This window comes from Kitasatospora sp. NPDC043950 (assembly GCF_056435345.1).
The window spans coordinates 134,185-150,798 of the sequence record NZ_JBWKER010000002.1 but is presented as its reverse complement, the minus strand read 5'-3'; the positions used below and the strand labels follow the sequence as shown (position 1 = coordinate 150,798).

Here is a 16,614-nt window from a genome sequence, read left to right as displayed (position 1 = left end):
GACGCCCGGACGGACAGTGGAGAGTCGAGGACACGGCATGGTGACGACGAGGACGGGCGGCGCCGCCGCGCCGCTCGCGGTGCGCGAGGCGGCCTGGCATCTGCCGGAGCAGCGGGTGCCGGTCGGCGAACTGCCCGAACTGGCGGGCCTGGACGGCGAGCGCCGAACCACGCTGGCCGGCCTGGGGATCGACACCGTGGCCGTCGACCGCGAACTCGGCCCGACCGGGCTGGCCGAGCGGGCGGCCCGCAGCGCGCTCGCCGGCGCCGGGCTCGCCGCCCAGGACCTGGACGCCCTGATCGTCGTCGACTCCCGGGCCCCCGAGACCCTGCTCAGCTCCGAGGCGACCAGGCTCCAGGCCCGGCTCGGCGCCGACCAGGCCGTCACCTTCGGCGTCGGCGGCCTCGGCTGCGTCTCGCTCGGCCCGGCCCTGCTCGCCGCCCGCGGACTGCTCGCCGCCGACCCGGACGTCCGGCACGTCCTGGTCGCGCACGCCTCCACCCCGGCCACTCCCGGCCGCTACCGGCACCCCGTCACCGTCAACGGGGACGCCGGGCAGGCCCTGCTGCTCGCCCGCACCGGCCCGGTGCGGGTGCTCGACCTGGTCCAGGAGACCAACGGCGCGTACTGGGACCTCTTCCGGGTGGACTACCGGGACCGCCCCTGGGAGCGCTGGCAGGAGGAGTGCCGGGACCTGCCCGGCTACTCCTTCCGGCTCGCGGTGGAGACCAGGAACCGGCTCACCGCGCTCCTGGAGCGGCTGCTCAAGCGGCACGGCCTCGACCGCGCCGACGTCGCCGGCTACGCCAGCCAGAACCTCTCGGCGGGCGGACTGCGCTTCCTGGCGGAGTCGCTGGGTGTCGAACTCCTGCCGGAGTGCCGGGAGAACCTGGCCCGGTACGGCCACCTGGGGCCGAACGACGTCTTCCTCAACCTCTGGACGGCGCTGGCGAACGGGCGGCTGGCCGAGGGCGACCGGGTCGTCCTGGTCAACGTCAGCCCGGTGGCGGCCTGGAACCTGCTGCTGGTGGAAATCGGACCCTGGGAGAGCACCGCGTGACCGACACGGCAATCGAGATACGGGAGTTCCTGACCGTCGCACTGCGCCGGCCGGTGGCGCCGGACGAGGACTACTTCGCACTGGGGCTCGCGGACTCGCTGTTCGCGCTGGAGCTGGTGGTCTTCGTCGAGGAGCGGTTCGACATCCGGATCGAGGTGGACGACCTCGACCTGGACTCCTTCCGCACCGCCGAGCGGATCGCCGCGCTGGTCGAGCGCAAGCGGGCCGGCCTGGGCGCGGGCGGGGAGACGGGGGCCGGCTGTGCCGCCCACGGCTAGCGAGACCCGTCCGTCCGCCCCGTCCGACCTGGGGGCTTCGGTGGTCGACGCCGCCGCCGAGCTGGCCGCCGCCGTCCGCGACGATGCCGCCCGCTGGGACGAGCAGGGCGCGCTGCCCGACGAGGCCGTCCGCGCGGTGGCCGCCGCCGGGCTGCTCGGCCTCGACCTGCCCGCCCGCCACGGCGGCGCCGGCGCCACCCCGGCCCAGCTGGGCGAGGCCGTCGCGCACCTGGGCGGCGTCTGTGGCGCCCTGCGCGCGCTGCTCACCGTCCAGGGCATGACGGCCGCGGCGCTGCTGCGCTGGGGCGGCGAGGAGCAGCGCGCGCGGTGGCTGCCCGCACTGGCCTCCGGCGAACGCCTCGCCGGCTTCGCCGCCACCGAACGGGAGGCCGGCAGCGCGCTCGCCGAGGTCGGGACGCGGATCGAGGACGACGGCGAACGGCTGGTCGTCACCGGCGCCAAGCGCTGGGTGACCTTCGGGCAGAGCGCCGACGTGTTCCTGGTGCTGGGGCGCACCGACGCCGGCCCGACGGCCGTCCTGGTGGAGGCCGACCGGCCCGGGATCGTCCGCGAGCCCGTCAGCGGCCAACTCGGCCTGCGCGCCGCGCGGATCGCCCACCTCACCTTCGACCGGGTGCGGGTGCCCCGGGAGAACCTGGTGGCGCCGCCCGGGCTGGGCCTGACCCACACCGCCGCCGTGGCGCTGGACCACGGCCGGTTCACGGTGGCCTGGGGCTGCGTCGGCATGGCGGAGGCCTGCCTGGCCGACGCCGCCGAGCACGCCGCGCGCCGGGTCCAGGGCGGCGTGCCGCTGGCCGGGCACCAGCTGGTGCGCTCGCTGCTCGCCCGCTCCGCCGTCGACACGGCGGCCGCCCGGGCGCTGGCCGAGCGGGCCGCCGAGGCCCGGGCCGGCTCGCCGCTGGGCGCCGCCACCGAGACCGTGGTCGCCAAGTACGCGGCGGCCGGGGCGGCGAAGGCGGTCGCCGACCGGGCCGTCCAGATCCTCGGGTCGGCGGGCTGCGAGCCCGGCGTCCGGGCCGGCCGGTTCTACCGGGACGCCAAGGTGATGGAGATCATCGAGGGCAGCCCGCAGGTCGCCGAACTGCACATCGCCGACCGCCTGTTGCGCCAGGGGGTGCGCCGATGACCGGGCCGCAGCAGAGCGGGGCGGAGCAGAGCAAGGCGGAGCAGAGTAGGGCGGAGCCGACCGTCAAGGTCCTGGTCTGGGATCTCGACGACACGCTCTGGGACGGCACCGTGCTGGAGGGCGACGATCCGGTGCCGTTCCCCGCCGCGACTGCCGCCCTGCGGGCGCTGGACGAGCGCGGCGTCCTGCACGCCGTCGCCAGCCGGAGCGACCGGGCCGTCGCCACCGCGCACCTGGAACGGCTCGGACTGCACGAGCTGTTCACCGTGCTGGAGATCGGCTGGGGGCCCAAGTCGGGCGCGGTGCGCCGGATCGCCGAGACCATCGGCATCGGGCTGGACACCGTGGCCTTCGTCGACAACGACCCGGTCGAGCGCGCCGAAGTGGCCGCCGCCCACCCCGTGGTGCGCTGCTACCCGGCCGAGCAGGTCGCCGCGCTGGCCGAACTGCCGGAGTTCCGGACCGAGTTCGTCACCTCCGACGCCCGTGAACGCCGGTTGCGTTACCGCGGCGAGGCGCTCCGCACCCAGGCCCGGGAGGATCACCAGGGCACCCCCGAGGAGTTCCTCGCCTCACTGGGACTGGAGCTGACGGTCCGTCGGGCCGGGTCGGACGACCTCGCCCGCGCCCACGAACTCACCGTCCGCACCCACCAGCTCAACACCACCGGCCGGACCTACGGCCTGCCGGAGCTGCGCGCGCTGTGCGACTCGCCCGACCACCGGGTGCTGGTGGCCGAACTGACCGACCGGTTCGGCGACTACGGCACCATCGGCCTCGCGCTGAGCGAGCGGACCGGGCACCGGGAGGGCGACGGCCCGGCCGGGCCGGCCGAGGTGCTGCGGCTGCTCCTGCTGTCCTGCCGGGTGATGTCCCGGGGCATCGGGCCGGCGCTGATCGGGCACGTCGTGCGCGCGGCCCTCGCCGAAGGGCGCCGCCCGCTGGCCGAGTTCGTGCCCACCGACGTCAACCGGGTGATGCTGGTGAACCTCCGGTTCGCCGGGTTCACCGTGGTGGGCCAGGAGGGGGAGGGTCGGCTGCTGCTCGGCTACCCGCCCGCCGCTCCGCCGCCCCCGCCGCCGGGCCACCTGCGGCTGATCACCCCCGAGGCCCCCGCGGCGCCCAACGCCCCTGTCGCCCTCGAGGCCCCCGACGCCCCCGACGCCCGGAACCGGCCGTGACCGGGCCGGAATCCGTCGTGACCAGGAAGGACACCGTGCACCCGCAAGACACCCAGAACCGCGAGGCAGGCGAGGCCCGGGCGGCCCGCACCGACCGGATCCCGGTCGGGATCGTCGGCGCCGGCACGATGGGCACCGCCGTCGCCCAGGTCTTCGCCGCGGCCGGGCACCCCGTGGTGGTGGTCGACCGGCAGCGGGCCGCCCTCGACGCCGGCCCCGGCCGGCTGCGGGACGGCCTGCGCGCCGCGCGGCTGCTCGGCCGCCGCCCGGCCCCCGGGGAGGCTCGTGCCGAGACCCCCGGCGAGGCCCGCCCCTCGGCGGCGGAGACCGTCGAACTGGTCGACTGGACGGACGAGTTCGGACGGCTCGCGGTGGCCGGCTTCGTGGTGGAGTGCGCCTCCGAGCGGCTGGCCGTCAAGGAGCGGGTCCTCCGGGAGCTCGACCGGGTCTGCGCCCCCGCCACGGTGTTCGCCTCCTGCACCTCGGCGATCCCGGTCGAGCGGCTCGCCTCCTACACCGACCGGGCCGACCGGGTGCTCGCCACGCACTTCATGAACCCCGCGTACCTCAAGGAGACGGTCGAGGTGGTGCGCGGCCCGGCCACCACCGCCCGGACGCTGGAGACCACCCTCGCCCTGCTCGCCGGGGTCGGCCGCCGCGCCCACGTCGTCCGCGACTCGCCGGGTTTCGTCTCCAACCGGGTGCTGATGCCGATGGTCAACGACGCGGCCGCCCGGGTGCAGGAGGGCGTGGCCGACGCGGAGACCGTCGACCTGATCTTCCAGGAGTGCTTCGGCCACGCCATGGGCCCGCTGCGCACGGCGGACCTGATCGGGCTCGACACCATCGTCGACACCCTCGACGTCCTGCTGGAGACCACCGGCGACGAGCGGTTCCGGCCCTGCGACCTGCTGCTTGACCTGGTGCGGCGAGGACACTTCGGCCGCAAGACCGGGCTGGGCTTCTACGCCTACGGGACCCGCCCGTGACCGCCGGCCGCCCTGCCCCCGACGTGCTCGACCTGATGCGCGAGCGGTTCCGTACGCTGCCCGACCGGACCGCCGTGACGGTCGGCGAGCAGAGCCTGACGTATCGTCAACTCGATCTCGAAGCAAGCGTGTTGGCCGATCGGCTGGCCGCCGTCGGGGTCGCCCCCGGTCGGCTCGTCCTGATCCACCGCCGCCAGGGCGTGCGCACCGTCGTCGGCATGCTGGCCGCGCTGCGGCTGGGCGCCGCCTGGTGCGTCCTGGAACCCGAGCGCCCCGCCGCGATGGTGCGCGCCCTGCTGCGCGACAGCGGCTGCGCCGTCCTGGTGTACGACGACGGCGACCCGGCCACCCCGCCCGCCGCCGTACGGGAGTTGACGGCCGGCTGCGGGCAGCCCGTCACGGTGGTGGCCGAGAGCGGACCGGCCCCGGCCCCGGCCGTGTCTCCGGACGCAGGCCGGTCGGACGCCGTGGTGCCCCCGACCGCACCGGCCTACGCCGTCACCACCTCCGGGACCACCGGGGAGCCCAAGGCCGTCCTGGTCTCCCGCGGCGCGCTCGCCCACCTGGTCGCCTCCCGCGCCGAGGGCCCCGCCGCGACCACCTTCACCGCCTCCCGGCTCTCCTGGGACGCGCCGCTGCTGATGCTGTTCCACACGCTCTGCGGCGGCGGCACGGCGGTGCTGCCCGACGAACGGGCCCTGCCCGACCCGGAGGCCGCCGCCGCGCTGATCCGCCGCCACCGGGTCGAGGTGGCGGTCAGCCCGCCCTCGTTCCACGTGCTGGTGCTGCCCCACCTGGCCGGCGCCGACGCCCACCTGCGGCAGTGGATCGTCGGCGGGGAGGCGCTGTCGGCCGCGCAGGCCGAGCGGCACCGGGCCGTCCTGCCCGGCACCCGGCTGGTCAACGAGTACGGCGCCACCGAGACCACCGTCACCGTGCTCGCCCAGCCGGTCGCGTCCGCGCCGCTCGACCCCGTCCCGATCGGGCGGTCCACCCCGGGCAACCGGATCCACCTGCTGGACGAACGGCTCGCCCCGGTCGGGCCCGGGCGGACCGGCGAGCTGTACGTGGCCGGGCCGCAGGTCGCCGAGGGCTACGCCGGGCGCCCGGCCGAGACCGCGCTGCGCTTCCTCCCCGACCCCTTCGCCACCACCCCCGGCGCCCGGATGTACCGCACCGGGGACCTCGCCTCCGCCGACCCCACCGGGGCGCTGGTGTTCCGCGGCCGGGCCGACGGGCAGCTCAAGGTGCGCGGCGTCCGGGTCGAACGCGAGGCCGTCGAAGCGGCGCTGGAACGCCACCCCGCCGTCCGGCAGGCCGCCGTCCTCGCCGTGACCGGCCCCGACGGCACCACCGCGCTGGCCGCGTGCTGGCTCCCCGCCGACCCCGCCGCCCCCGCGCCGGACACCGCCGAACTCCTGGCGCACTGCACCGCCCTGCTCGGCGGCCAGGCCCGGCCGGAGCGCTTCGTCCGGGTGGCCGGCTTCCCGCTCGCGCCGTCCGGCAAGACCGACCTCCAGGTGCTGCGCGCCCTACTCGCCGAAGACCACGGCGAGACCGGCGACCCCGGCGAGACCGGCGGGCCGGACGGTCTCGGCGGACGCGACGAGCCCGCCGAGGCGGACGGCGCCCCGCGGCTCGTGACGCGTTACTGGACCGAGGTCCTCGGGCACGGCGACTTCGGACCGGACGACGACTTCTTCGCCGTCGGCGGCAACTCGCACCGGATCGTCGAACTCCACCTGCGCCTCGAAGGCCGCTGGCCCGGCGCCGTCCGCGTCGGCCGGCTCTTCGACCTGCGCACCGTCGCCGAGCAGGCCGCGGCCGTCGCCCCGGAGCCCGCCACCCCGGAGCCCGTCGCCCCGGCGGCCGGAGCGCCCACGGGCGGCGCCCGGCCCGACGCCGCGTACGAAGTCTGACGAACGGGAGAGAGCAGCAGTGACCAGGACCCCAGCGACGGCCCCCGCCGACACCGACATCGCCGTCGTCGGCATCGGCGCCCGCTTCCCCGACGCCGACGACCTGGCGGCCTTCCGGGCCAACCTCGCCGCCGGCCGGGACTCCGTCGGGGACATGCCCGCCGCCCGGGCCGCTGCCACCGGACTCGACCCGGACGCGGGCTACCTGCCGATGGGCCACCTCGCCGACGTCCACACCTTCGACCACGCCTTCTTCGGCCTCTCCCGGCGCGAGGCCGCCCTGATGGACCCCCAGCAGCGGATCGCGCTGGTCCTCGCCCACCAGGCCGTCGAGGACGCCGGCTACGCCGCGAGCGCCCTGCGCGGACGCCAGGTCGCCGTGGTGCTCAGCGCCGCCGCCTCCGGCTACCTCGGCGCCGCCACCGAGCCCGGCCCGCTCAGCGCCCTCGGCAACGTGCCCTTCGCGCTGCCCGCCCGGATCGCCCACGTGCTCGGCTTCGAAGGCCCCTGCTACGCCGTCGACACCGGCTGCAACGGCTCGCTCGTCGCCGTCCACCAGGCCTGCCGCGAACTGCGCGACGGCGAGGCCGAGTACGCGCTCGCCGGCGGCTTCAGCCTGCGCCCCGGCGGCCTGCCCGCCCGGCAGACCGAAGGCATGACCGAACTCGTCTCCCCGAGCGGCCGCTGCCGGGCCTTCGACGCCGACGCCGACGGCACCGCCAGCGGCGAGGGCGGCGCCGTCCTGCTGCTCACCACCCTCGGCCGGGCCCGCGCCGACGGCACGCCCGTCCACGCCGTGATCCGCGGCAGCGCCGTCCGGCACAACGGCCGCGCGGCCGCCACCATCAGCACCCCGAGCGCACCCGCGCACGCGGCGGTGATCGGCGCGGCCTGGCGCGCCGCCGGGCTCGACCCCGCCCTGGCCGGCTACCTGGAGGCGCACGGCTCCGGCACCCGGCTCGGCGACGCCGTCGAACTGGAGGGCCTGGCCCAGGTGTTCGGGCCGCGCGGGTTCGGGGCGCGGGGCCGGCGGCTGCCGATCGGCTCGGTGAAGACCAACGTCGGCCACCTCGACCACGCGGCCGGGATCGCCGGCCTGGTCAAGGCCGTCCTCGCGGTCGGCCACGGCGAGCTGTACCCGTCCCTGCACTTCCGCCGGCCCGTCGACGAGGCCGCCCTCGAACCCGTCGAGGTGGTCACCGCGCTGCGCCCCTGGGAGGGCGAGGAGCGGATCGCCGGCGTCAGCTCGTACAGCCTCGGCGGCATCAACGCCCACTGCGTGGTCCAGCGGCCGCCCGTGCCCCCGCGCGCCGACCGGCCGGGCACCCCCCGGCTCGTCGGTGTCTCCGCGCGCAGCCGCACCGCGCTCGCCCGGCTCTGCGCCGACCTCGGCGCCGCGCTGACCGGCCCGGCCGCCCGCGACACCGACCTCGACGACGTCGCCCTCACCCTCAACTCCGGGCGCACCCACTACGGACACCGGGTGGCGGTGCGGGCCCGCGACACCGCCGAGCTCGGCCGGGCCCTGCTCGAACGGGCGGCCCGGCTCGACGCCTCGGCACCGGCCGGCGGCGCCCCGCGCGGCGGCCGGACCAGGCCGCCCGCCGTCTGCCTGCTGCTCTCCCCGGACGCCGCGCCCGACGCCCCCGGCCCGGCGGAGCTGCCCGACACGCTGCCCGACACGCTGCCCGCCACCGGCCCGGCGGCCCGGCTGCTCGCCGGCCAACTCGCCCTCCACCGCGAGCTGTCGCGCTGCGGCGTGCCCGTGGAGACCGTGCTGAGCAGCGGCGTCTCCCGGTACGCCGCCCGGTACCTGCTCGGCACCCTCACCGCCGAGGACACCCGCGAACTCGCCACCGCCACCGGCACCGGTGCCGAGGCCGCGCCGCCCGACCGGGACCGGCTCGTCGCGGCGGCCGAACGGCTCGCCGCCGCCGGACCGGTGGTGTTCCTCGACCCCGGCCCCGGCGGGGTCCTCGGCCGGCTGCTCGCCGAGCGGTTCGGCCCGGAGGGGCAGGACGGCGCCCGGTTGGTCACGGCCGCCGACGACGGGTTCGCCGCGCTGCTCGGCCGGCTGTACGAATGCGGCCTGGACCTGGACTGGACGGCGCTCGGCCCCGAGCCCGGCACCGCCCGCCGGCTGCGCCTGCCCGGACACCCGCTGGCCGCCACCCCCTGCTGGATCCGGCCCGCACCGGCGGCCCCCGCGCTGCCCGCCGTGCCCACCGCGCCCGTCGCGTCCGCGGCACCCGCCGTCGAGCGCACCGGGACCGGCCCCGCCGAGGACCCCGAACGCTGGCTCGCCGAAGTCCTGGGAGAACTCCTGCACAGCGAGCAGCCGCCCGGCCCGGAGGCCGACTACTTCGAACTCGGCGGCAACTCGATCATCGCCCTCCAGCTCGCCGACCGGATCCAGACCCGCTTCGGCTTCCGCCCCCGGCTGCTCGACGTCTACGAACACCCCGCCGTCGGAGCGTTCGCCGACCTCATCCGCCGCCGGGCCGGCGCCCCCGCGGCCCCCGCCCTGCCGCCGATCACCCCGCGCGACACGCCCCCGGTCACCTCCTTCGGCCAGGACCGGATCTGGTTCCACCACCAGCTCGACCCCGGCACCACGCTCTACAACCTCCCGATGGTCAGCCTGATCAGCGGCCCGCTCGACGTCGACGCCGTCCGCGGCATGTGGCACGACCTGATGCTGCGCCACGAGGTGCTGCGCTCCAACTTCGCCGAGGAGGACGACGAGCCGGTGCTGCGCATCCGCCCGGAGCCCGGCGACTTCTTCACCTTCCATGACGTCTCCGCGGATCCGGACCCGCTCGCCGCCGCCCGCGAACTCGTCCGGCAGGCCGCCGAGCACCGCTTCGACCTCGCCCACGACCCCCTGGTGCGGGTGCTCGTGGTCCGGACGGCCCCCGAGCAGCACGTGCTCCAGGTGACCATGCACCACGCCGTCAACGACGGCGCCTCACCGCGGATCTTCGAACGCGAGCTGCCCGAGCTGTACGCCGCCCGCCGCGAGGGCCGCCCGCACCGGCTCGCACCGCTGCCGGTCCAGTTCGCCGACTACGCGGCCTGGCAGCGCGAACTGGTGGCCGGCCCGGCCCTGGACCGCGAACTCGCCTACTGGTGCGAGACCCTGCGGGACGCGCCGGTGCTGCGGCTGCCCACCGACCACCCGCGCCCGGCCCGCAAGGACCACGCCGGCGACCTCGCGGTGTTCACCGTGGACGCCGCCCTGATGCGGGAGCTGCGGCGGCTCGCGGCCGACCGCTCCGTCACCCTCTTCGTGGTCCTGCTCGCCGGCCTCTACCTGCTGCTGGCCCGCCGCAGCGAGCAGGACGACCTGGTCGTCGGCATCCCGACCACCGGGCGCAACCGGCCCGAACTCGAAGGCCTGATCGGCTTCTTCAACAGCACCGTGGCGCTGCGCGCCGACCTGTCCGGCGCCCCGTCGGTGACCGCCTTCCTGCACCGGGTGCGCGCCGTGGTGCTGGAGGCCCTGGAGCACCAGGAGATCCCCTTCGACCGGGTCGTCCAGGCGCTGACGGACGAGCGCGATCCGGGCCGGAGCCCGCTGTTCGACGTGTTCTACGTGCACCAGGAGCTGCCGCCGATCCAGCAGATCGAGGGCACCTCGACCGGGTACTTCGACATCGGCCACAGCGCCGGCAACCTGTTCGGCGGCCTGCCGGCGGGCACCGCCAAGTTCGACCTCACCCTGATCACCTCCGACCGGGTCGGCGACGACGCCATGACCGCCTGCCTGGAGTTCAGCACCCAGTTGTTCACGAGCGAGACGGCGGCCGCGTTCGTCGAGGAGTACACCGAGCTGCTCCGTGAACTCGCCGCCGCCGATGGCGAGTTGCCGATCTCCCGGCTGTGGGCCGGGGCGCCGGCGGCCGTCTCCGCCGACGCGGTCCCGACCGCCCCCGCCGAGGTGCCGGCGGGCGGCCCGCCCGGGCCCGTCCGGCTCGACGTCCCCACCGACCGCCCCCGCCCGGGCCGCCCCGACTACACCGAGCGCAGCGTCACCGTCCCGGTCGACGAGTCGCTGCGCGGCGCGATCGCCCGGTCCGGCCCGCACCCCGACCGGGTGCTGCGGGCCGGCTGGCTGGTGCTGCTCTCGTGGATCTCCGGCCAGGACGAGGTGGCGGTCGGCCTGCCCGGCGGCGCCCTGCTGCGGGCCGACCTCGCCGACGAACCCGCCTTCACCGACCTGCTCGGACGGACCACCCCCGACGGGACGGCCGGCCCCGGAGTCGAGCCCCCGGTCCGCTCCCGGGGCGACAGCGACAGCGACGGCGGTGGCGGTGGCGGTGGCGGTGGCCACGGCGTCGGCCCGCGCGGGGCCGAACTCGACCTGGGGTGGCGGGCGGAGAACGGCGCCGCCCCCACGGCGCTGACCGTGCACTACGCCCCCGAACTCTTCGATCCGCCGACCGCGACCGGCTTCGCCACCGGCCTGCGCGAGCTGCTGCGCGGCCTGCTCGCCGAGCCCGACCGCCCGGTCCACGATGTGGCGGCCGACTACGCCGACTACGCGGGCCAGGCCGACTGCGCGGACCACGCCGACCACGGCGACGCGCCCGAGACCGTGACCCCGCACTCCGACGACGACACCGTGAGGGCCCTGTGAGCAGCTTCATCGCCACCCCGCTCGACGCCGCCCGGCGTGCCGTCCTGCGGGACACCCCGTCCCTGCCCGCCGACTGCGTGGCGCGCCTGGTCCGCTTCGAGGGCCCGGTCGGGTCGGACCGGCTGCGCCGCGCCGTGGCCCGGGCCCTGGCCGAGCGCCCGGACCTGCACACCGGCTACCGCGCCGCCGCCGGGGGCGGCCCCGGCCTGCTCCGCCCGGCCGACCCGGCCCAGCCGCCCGCCGTCGCGGTGATCGACCTCGACCCGGAGGAACTGGACGGCTGGCTCGCCGCCGAGCTCGTCCGCCCGCTCGACCTGCTCGGCGGGCCGCTGCTGCGCCACGTGCTGATCCGCCGCTCCGACGGCGGGCTCAGCTGGTTCCTGCGCCACCACCGGCTGGTCGACGACGACGCCGGGCTGGCCGCGCTCGTCCGCCGGGCCGGCGCGCTGTACGCGGGAGACGGCGGGACGGCCCCCGCCTCCCTCGGCACCCCCGCCTCCCTCGGCACCCCCGTCCCCGCCCCGGACCCGGACGCCGACCGGCCCGCCGACCGGGCGTACTGGCGGGAGGTCCTGGGGGCCGCCGGCCCCGAGCCCGCCGCCGCCCGCCCGGCCGGTGCCGTCGCGCCGCCGGCCGAACTGTCCTGGTTGCCGGTGGCCGACCCGGCCGCACTGGCCCGGGTCGCCCGGGCCGGCGGCGCGGGCCCCGCCGCGGTGCTGCTCGCCGCCGCCGCCGTCCACGCGCACCGGCTGACCGGCACCCGGGAGCTGCTGCTCGGGCACTGGCGCCCCGCGCCCGGCCCGGGCGGCCGCGGCCTGGTCGTCCCGGTGCGCCTCGCCCCGGCCCCCGGGCTCAGCTTCACCGCCGTCCTCCGGCAGGCGGGCCGCGCCCTGCGCGCGGCCCGCCGCCACGGCCACCGGCCGGACCTCGACCTGCCCTGGGGCCCGTCCTCCGGGTACGGCCTGGTCACCGGGATCGCCGACAGCGCCGAGCGGGTGGCGTACGGCCCCGGTACGGTCGCCGTCCTGGCCCGCGCCTGGGGCGAGCCGCTGCCCGGCCTGTTCCTGCGCGCCGACCCCACCCCCGGCCCGGCGGACCCGGACGGGGCGTGGCGGGTCGCCGCCGGCGGCCACGGCGCCGACCCGGCGGCCCACCGCCGACTGGTCCGGCTGCTGGCGCGGCTGGCGGCCCGGCCCGACGAGCCGATCCACTCCTTCGACCTCGCCGGCGAGGACGAGCTCGCCCTGCTGCGGAAGGCCAACGCCACCGGACACGCGGTGCCCGAGACCACCGTGCCCGCGGCGTTCGCCGCCCAGCTGGCGCGGACCCCGTCCGCCGTCGCGGTGCGCGGCGGGGGCGAGGTGCTGGACTACGCCGAACTGGACGGGCGCTCCGAGCGGATCGCCCGGTTGCTCGCCGGCCTCGGCGTCGGCCGCGAGGACGTCGTCGCGGTGCTGCTGCCCCGCACGCCCGCCCTGGTCGCGGCCGTGCTGGGCGTGCTGAAGGCCGGCGCCGCCTACCTCCCGGTCGACCCGGGCCACCCGCGCGGCCGGGTGGAGTTCGTGCTGGCGGACGCCCGTCCCCGGGTGGTCCTGACCACGGCGCAGCTGGCCGCCGCCGTGCTTCCGGAGCCGGCCGCCGACGGCCCGTCCGTCGTCCTGCTGGACGAGCCCGCCGCCGTCGAGCCCGCTCCCGTCGAGCCCGCCGGCACCGCTCCCGCCGAGGCGAAGCCCACCGGCCCGCTGCCCGGCAACGCGGCGTACGTCATCCACACCTCCGGCTCCACCGGGACGCCGAAGGGCGTGGTGGTCACCCACCGGGCCGTGGCCAACCTCGCCGCCTGGGCGGCGGCCGAGCTCGGCCCCCAGGCCCTCTCCCGGGTGCTCGGCTCCACCTCGCTCTCCTTCGACCTGTCGGTCTTCGAGCTCCTGGTGCCGCTGTTCGTCGGCGGCAGCGTCGACCTGGTGGACAACCTGCTCACGCTGCTGGAACGCCCGGACTGGTCCGGCAGCCTGGTCAACACCGTCCCGTCGGTGTACCAGCAGGTCGCCCGGGCCGAGTGGGTGCGCGAGCGGGCGACGACCTACGTGTTCTGCGGCGAGCCGCTGCCCGCCGCGCTGGTCCGCCAGGTGCACGCCCGCAACCCGGACGCCCGGGTGCTCAACCTCTACGGCCCCACCGAGGCCATCGTGTACGCCACGGCCGGGGCGTGCCCGCCCGGCGCGGACGGGGAACCGTCGATCGGCGTGCCGATCGGCAACGTGCGCGCCCACGTCCTCGACCCGGCCCTGCGGCCCGCGCCGGTCGGCGTCACCGGCGAGCTCTACCTGGCCGGCGACTACCTGGCCCGGGGCTACGCCCACCGGCCGGGGGCCACCGCCGAGCGCTTCCTGCCCGACCCGTTCGGCCCGCCCGGCGCCCGGATGTACCGCACCGGGGACCTCGCCCGCTGGACCGCCGCCGGGGAGCTGGAGTACGCCGGCCGCACCGACCACCAGGTGAAGATCCGCGGCCACCGGATCGAACTCGGCGAGATCGAGGCCCGGTTGACGGAGCTGGACGGCGTCCGGCGGGCCGTGGTGGTCGCCACCGACGACGGCGAGGGCGACCGCCGCACGACGGCCTTCCTGGTCGCCGCCGAGGGTCGCCCGGCCGATCCGGAGGCCGTCCGGGCGGCGCTGCGCGAGGTGCTGCCCGCACCGGTCGTCCCGGCCGCCCTGGTCTTCCTCGACGACCTCCCGACCAACGCCAACGGCAAGACCGACCGCGGCGCGCTCGCCGCCCTGGCCGCCGGAGCCGCGCCGGGGACCACGCCCGAGCCCCCCGCCGTCCCGGCCGCCGGCCCCGTCGAGGTGCTGCGCGAGCTCTTCGCCGGCGTTCTCGGCCTGCCCGAAGTCGGCCCGGACGACAGCTTCTTCGCCCTCGGCGGCGACAGCATCCGCTCCATCAAGCTGCTCCGCCGGGCCCGGCGGGCCGGGCTGGCGCTCGCCCCGGAGGACGTGTTCGCGCACCCGACCCCGGCCGGACTCGCGGCCGTCGCCACCGTGCTCGACCCCGCCGACCAAGGCGCCGGCCGGCCCGCCGACGGCGAACTGCTCCCGCTGGACGCCGCCGAACGCGCCTGGTTGCGGGCCCGGTTCCCGGGCCACCGGGACGTGCTGCCGCTGACACCGCTCCAGGAGCGGCTGCTCTTCCCCACCCAGCACAGCCAGGGCGGCGGCGGGGCCTACGTGATGCGGCTGTGGATGCTCTTCGACGGGCGGCTCGACCCGGTGGCGCTGCGCCGCGCCGTCGAGGCGCTCTGCCGCCGCCACCCGAACCTGGCGGCCGGGTTCGTCCGCCTCCCCGACGGCCGACCCGTCCAGGTCGTCCCGGACCGCCTGCCGCCGTTCACGGAGCTGGACCTCAGCGGCCTCACGGCGGCCGAACAGGAGGCGGAGACCGAGCGGTTGGCCGCCGAGGCCAGGACCACCCGGTTCGACCCGGCCGACCCGCCGCTGATCCGCTTCACCCTGCTCCGGCTGGGCCCCGGAGAGGGCGTGGGAGCGCAGCGGTACCGGCTGGAGGTGGTCGCCCACCACACCCTGATCGACGGCTGGTCCAACCAGCTCCTCCTGCCGGAGCTGTTCGCCCTGTACCGCGACCCGGCCGGACTGCCCGAGCCGGTGCCGCTGCGCGCCCACTTGGCCTGGCTGGCCGGCCGGGACCACGAGGCCGCCCGCCGGGCGTGGCGCGAGGCCCTGGCCGCGCCGATCGAACCCACCCTGGTGACGCCGCCCGGGCTGCCGCCCGCCGACGGGTGGCCGGGCCGCCGCTACCGGCCCCTGGGCGAGGAGCGCACCGAACGGCTCGGCGCCCTCGCCGCCGGGCTGGGCATCACGCTCAACACCGTGCTCCAGGCCACCTGGGCGCTGCTGCTGGCCGAGCGGACCGGCCGCCCCGACACCGTGTTCGGGATCATCGTCAACGGCCGCTCGCCGGAGCTGCCGGGCTCCGAGTCCGTCATGGGCTTCCTGATCAACACCCTGCCGCTGCGGATCACCCTGCGGCCGGAGGAGCCGCTGGCCGGGCTGCTGACCCGGGTCCAGCGCGAGCAGGTCCGGATGATCGCCCACCAGCACCTGGGAATCCCCGCGATCCAGCGGGCGACCGGCCTCGGCGAACTCTTCGACACCGTCATGGTGTACGAGAACTTCCCGCAGTCCGGCGACCAGGGCGACGCGCTCCCGGGGGTGCGGATCACCGGCTCGGGCAGCGAGACGGCCGCGCACTACCCGCTGTCGCTGATGGCCATCCCGAGGGACGGCGGACTGGAACTCGACATCCTGCACCGGGAGGATGCCGTCGACGCCGAGGCCGCCGACGCCCTGCTCGCCCGGCTGCTGGGGCTGCTCGACACCCTCGTCGCCGAGCCGGACACCACCGTCGGCGCCCTCGGCCTGCTCGACTCCTGGCCCGCGACCGCCGGGCCCGCCCGCACCCCGCTCCCCGCCGACGCCACCGCCGACGCCGCCGAGCCCGCCCCGCCCGCGGACGGCCTGGAGCCCATGCTGGCCACCCTGCTGCCGCTGCGCTCGACCGGCACCGGCGCGCCGCTGTTCTGCGTGCACCCGGCCGCCGGGATCGGCTGGACGTACGCGGCGCTGCTGGGGCCGCTCGGCGACCGGCCGCTCTACGTCCTGCAGTCCCGCGGCCTCGACGGCCGGGGGCCGCTGCCGGCCAGCCTGGAGGAGGTGGCCGAGGACTGCGTGCGGGAGATCCGCGCCGTCCAGCCCGACGGGCCCTACCACCTGCTCGGCTGGTCGTTCGGCGGCCTGGTCGCCTACGCCGTGGCCGCCCGGTTGCAGGAGCAGGGCGCGGAGGTGGGCCTGCTCGCGATGCTCGACAGCTACGTGCTCGCCGACCTGCCCGCCCGCTCGGAGGCCGAGGTGCTCGCCGAGCAGGGCCACGTCCGCAACGCCCTGCTGCGGCTGACCGGCGTCGACCGCCCCGCCGACGCGCCCGCGCCGACCGCCGAGGAGTTCCTCGCCCTCGCCAAGGACTCCGACTCGCCGCTCTCCGTCTTCTCCGAACACCACCTGACCGCGCTCGCCGAGGTCTACGACAACAACGTCCGGCTCGGCCGGGCCTTCCGCCCCGGCGGGTACCGCGGCGACCTGCTCCTCATCGAGGCCGTCCCCGAGACCAGCGGGCCCGTCCAGGACCCGGAGAGCTGGCTGCCCCACCTCGACGGCGGCCGGCTGCTGCGGCACCGGACCGACCACGGCCACCAGGAACTCGGCGGCCCGGCCGCCCTCGTCGACCTCGCCCCGGCGCTGCTCGACCGACTCGGCGACCCGGCCGGGCCACAGGGTCCGCAGGGGCCGCACCAGCCGCACGAGCCGGAGAGGAGCTGAACCGG

Annotated in this window: 8 protein-coding genes; all 8 read left to right on the top strand. The window is 77.3% G+C overall.

Annotation, left to right across the window (positions count from 1 at the left end; all coding sequences use genetic code 11):
- Positions 1–37: 37 nt before the first annotated feature.
- The 8 genes from AC07BF_RS01775 (at position 38) to AC07BF_RS01740 (ending at position 16,609) form a co-directional block, all read left to right on the top strand.
- On the top strand, positions 38–1,060 hold the full coding sequence (locus AC07BF_RS01775) for a 3-oxoacyl-[acyl-carrier-protein] synthase III C-terminal domain-containing protein (RefSeq protein WP_363630429.1): 1,023 nt from the start codon (positions 38–40) through the stop codon (positions 1,058–1,060).
- Complete coding sequence (locus tag AC07BF_RS01770; RefSeq protein ID WP_363585108.1) at positions 1,057–1,338, top strand: phosphopantetheine-binding protein; 282 nt, start codon at positions 1,057–1,059, stop codon at positions 1,336–1,338. The genes AC07BF_RS01775 and AC07BF_RS01770 overlap by 4 nt, the downstream gene beginning before the upstream one ends.
- Positions 1,322–2,485: an acyl-CoA dehydrogenase family protein gene (locus tag AC07BF_RS01765; RefSeq protein WP_400810060.1), complete on the top strand. Its 1,164-nt coding sequence runs from the start codon at positions 1,322–1,324 to the stop codon at positions 2,483–2,485. Before AC07BF_RS01770 ends, AC07BF_RS01765 begins: the two co-directional genes overlap by 17 nt.
- Positions 2,482–3,666, top strand: a complete 1,185-nt coding sequence (locus tag AC07BF_RS01760; protein WP_478332766.1) for an HAD-IIIC family phosphatase — start codon at positions 2,482–2,484, stop codon at positions 3,664–3,666. The genes AC07BF_RS01765 and AC07BF_RS01760 overlap by 4 nt, the downstream gene beginning before the upstream one ends.
- Before the next feature lie 128 nt (positions 3,667–3,794).
- The gene (locus AC07BF_RS01755; protein ID WP_400326650.1) at positions 3,795–4,655 is read left to right on the top strand and encodes a 3-hydroxyacyl-CoA dehydrogenase family protein; all 861 of its coding nucleotides are present in this window, start codon (positions 3,795–3,797) and stop codon (positions 4,653–4,655) included.
- Positions 4,652–6,574 (top strand): non-ribosomal peptide synthetase, encoded by a 1,923-nt coding sequence (locus tag AC07BF_RS01750; RefSeq protein WP_478332765.1) that lies wholly within the window; start codon positions 4,652–4,654, stop codon positions 6,572–6,574. The genes AC07BF_RS01755 and AC07BF_RS01750 overlap by 4 nt, the downstream gene beginning before the upstream one ends.
- A 19-nt stretch (positions 6,575–6,593) precedes the next feature.
- Complete coding sequence (locus tag AC07BF_RS01745) at positions 6,594–11,213, top strand: condensation domain-containing protein (RefSeq protein WP_478332764.1); 4,620 nt, start codon at positions 6,594–6,596, stop codon at positions 11,211–11,213.
- Positions 11,210–16,609: a non-ribosomal peptide synthetase gene (locus AC07BF_RS01740; RefSeq protein WP_478332763.1), complete on the top strand. Its 5,400-nt coding sequence runs from the start codon at positions 11,210–11,212 to the stop codon at positions 16,607–16,609. The genes AC07BF_RS01745 and AC07BF_RS01740 overlap by 4 nt, the downstream gene beginning before the upstream one ends.
- Positions 16,610–16,614: the final 5 nt, after the last annotated feature.

Bases quoted from the DNA above. Each gene is read 5' to 3' on its own strand.
- AC07BF_RS01775 (WP_363630429.1), top strand. From the start codon at position 38: ATGGTGACGACGAGGACGGGCGGCGCCGCCGCGCCGCTCGCGGTGCGC.
- AC07BF_RS01760 (WP_478332766.1), top strand. From the start codon at position 2,482: ATGACCGGGCCGCAGCAGAGCGGGGCGGAGCAGAGCAAGGCGGAGCAG.
- AC07BF_RS01755 (WP_400326650.1), top strand. From the start codon at position 3,795: ATGGGCACCGCCGTCGCCCAGGTCTTCGCCGCGGCCGGGCACCCCGTG.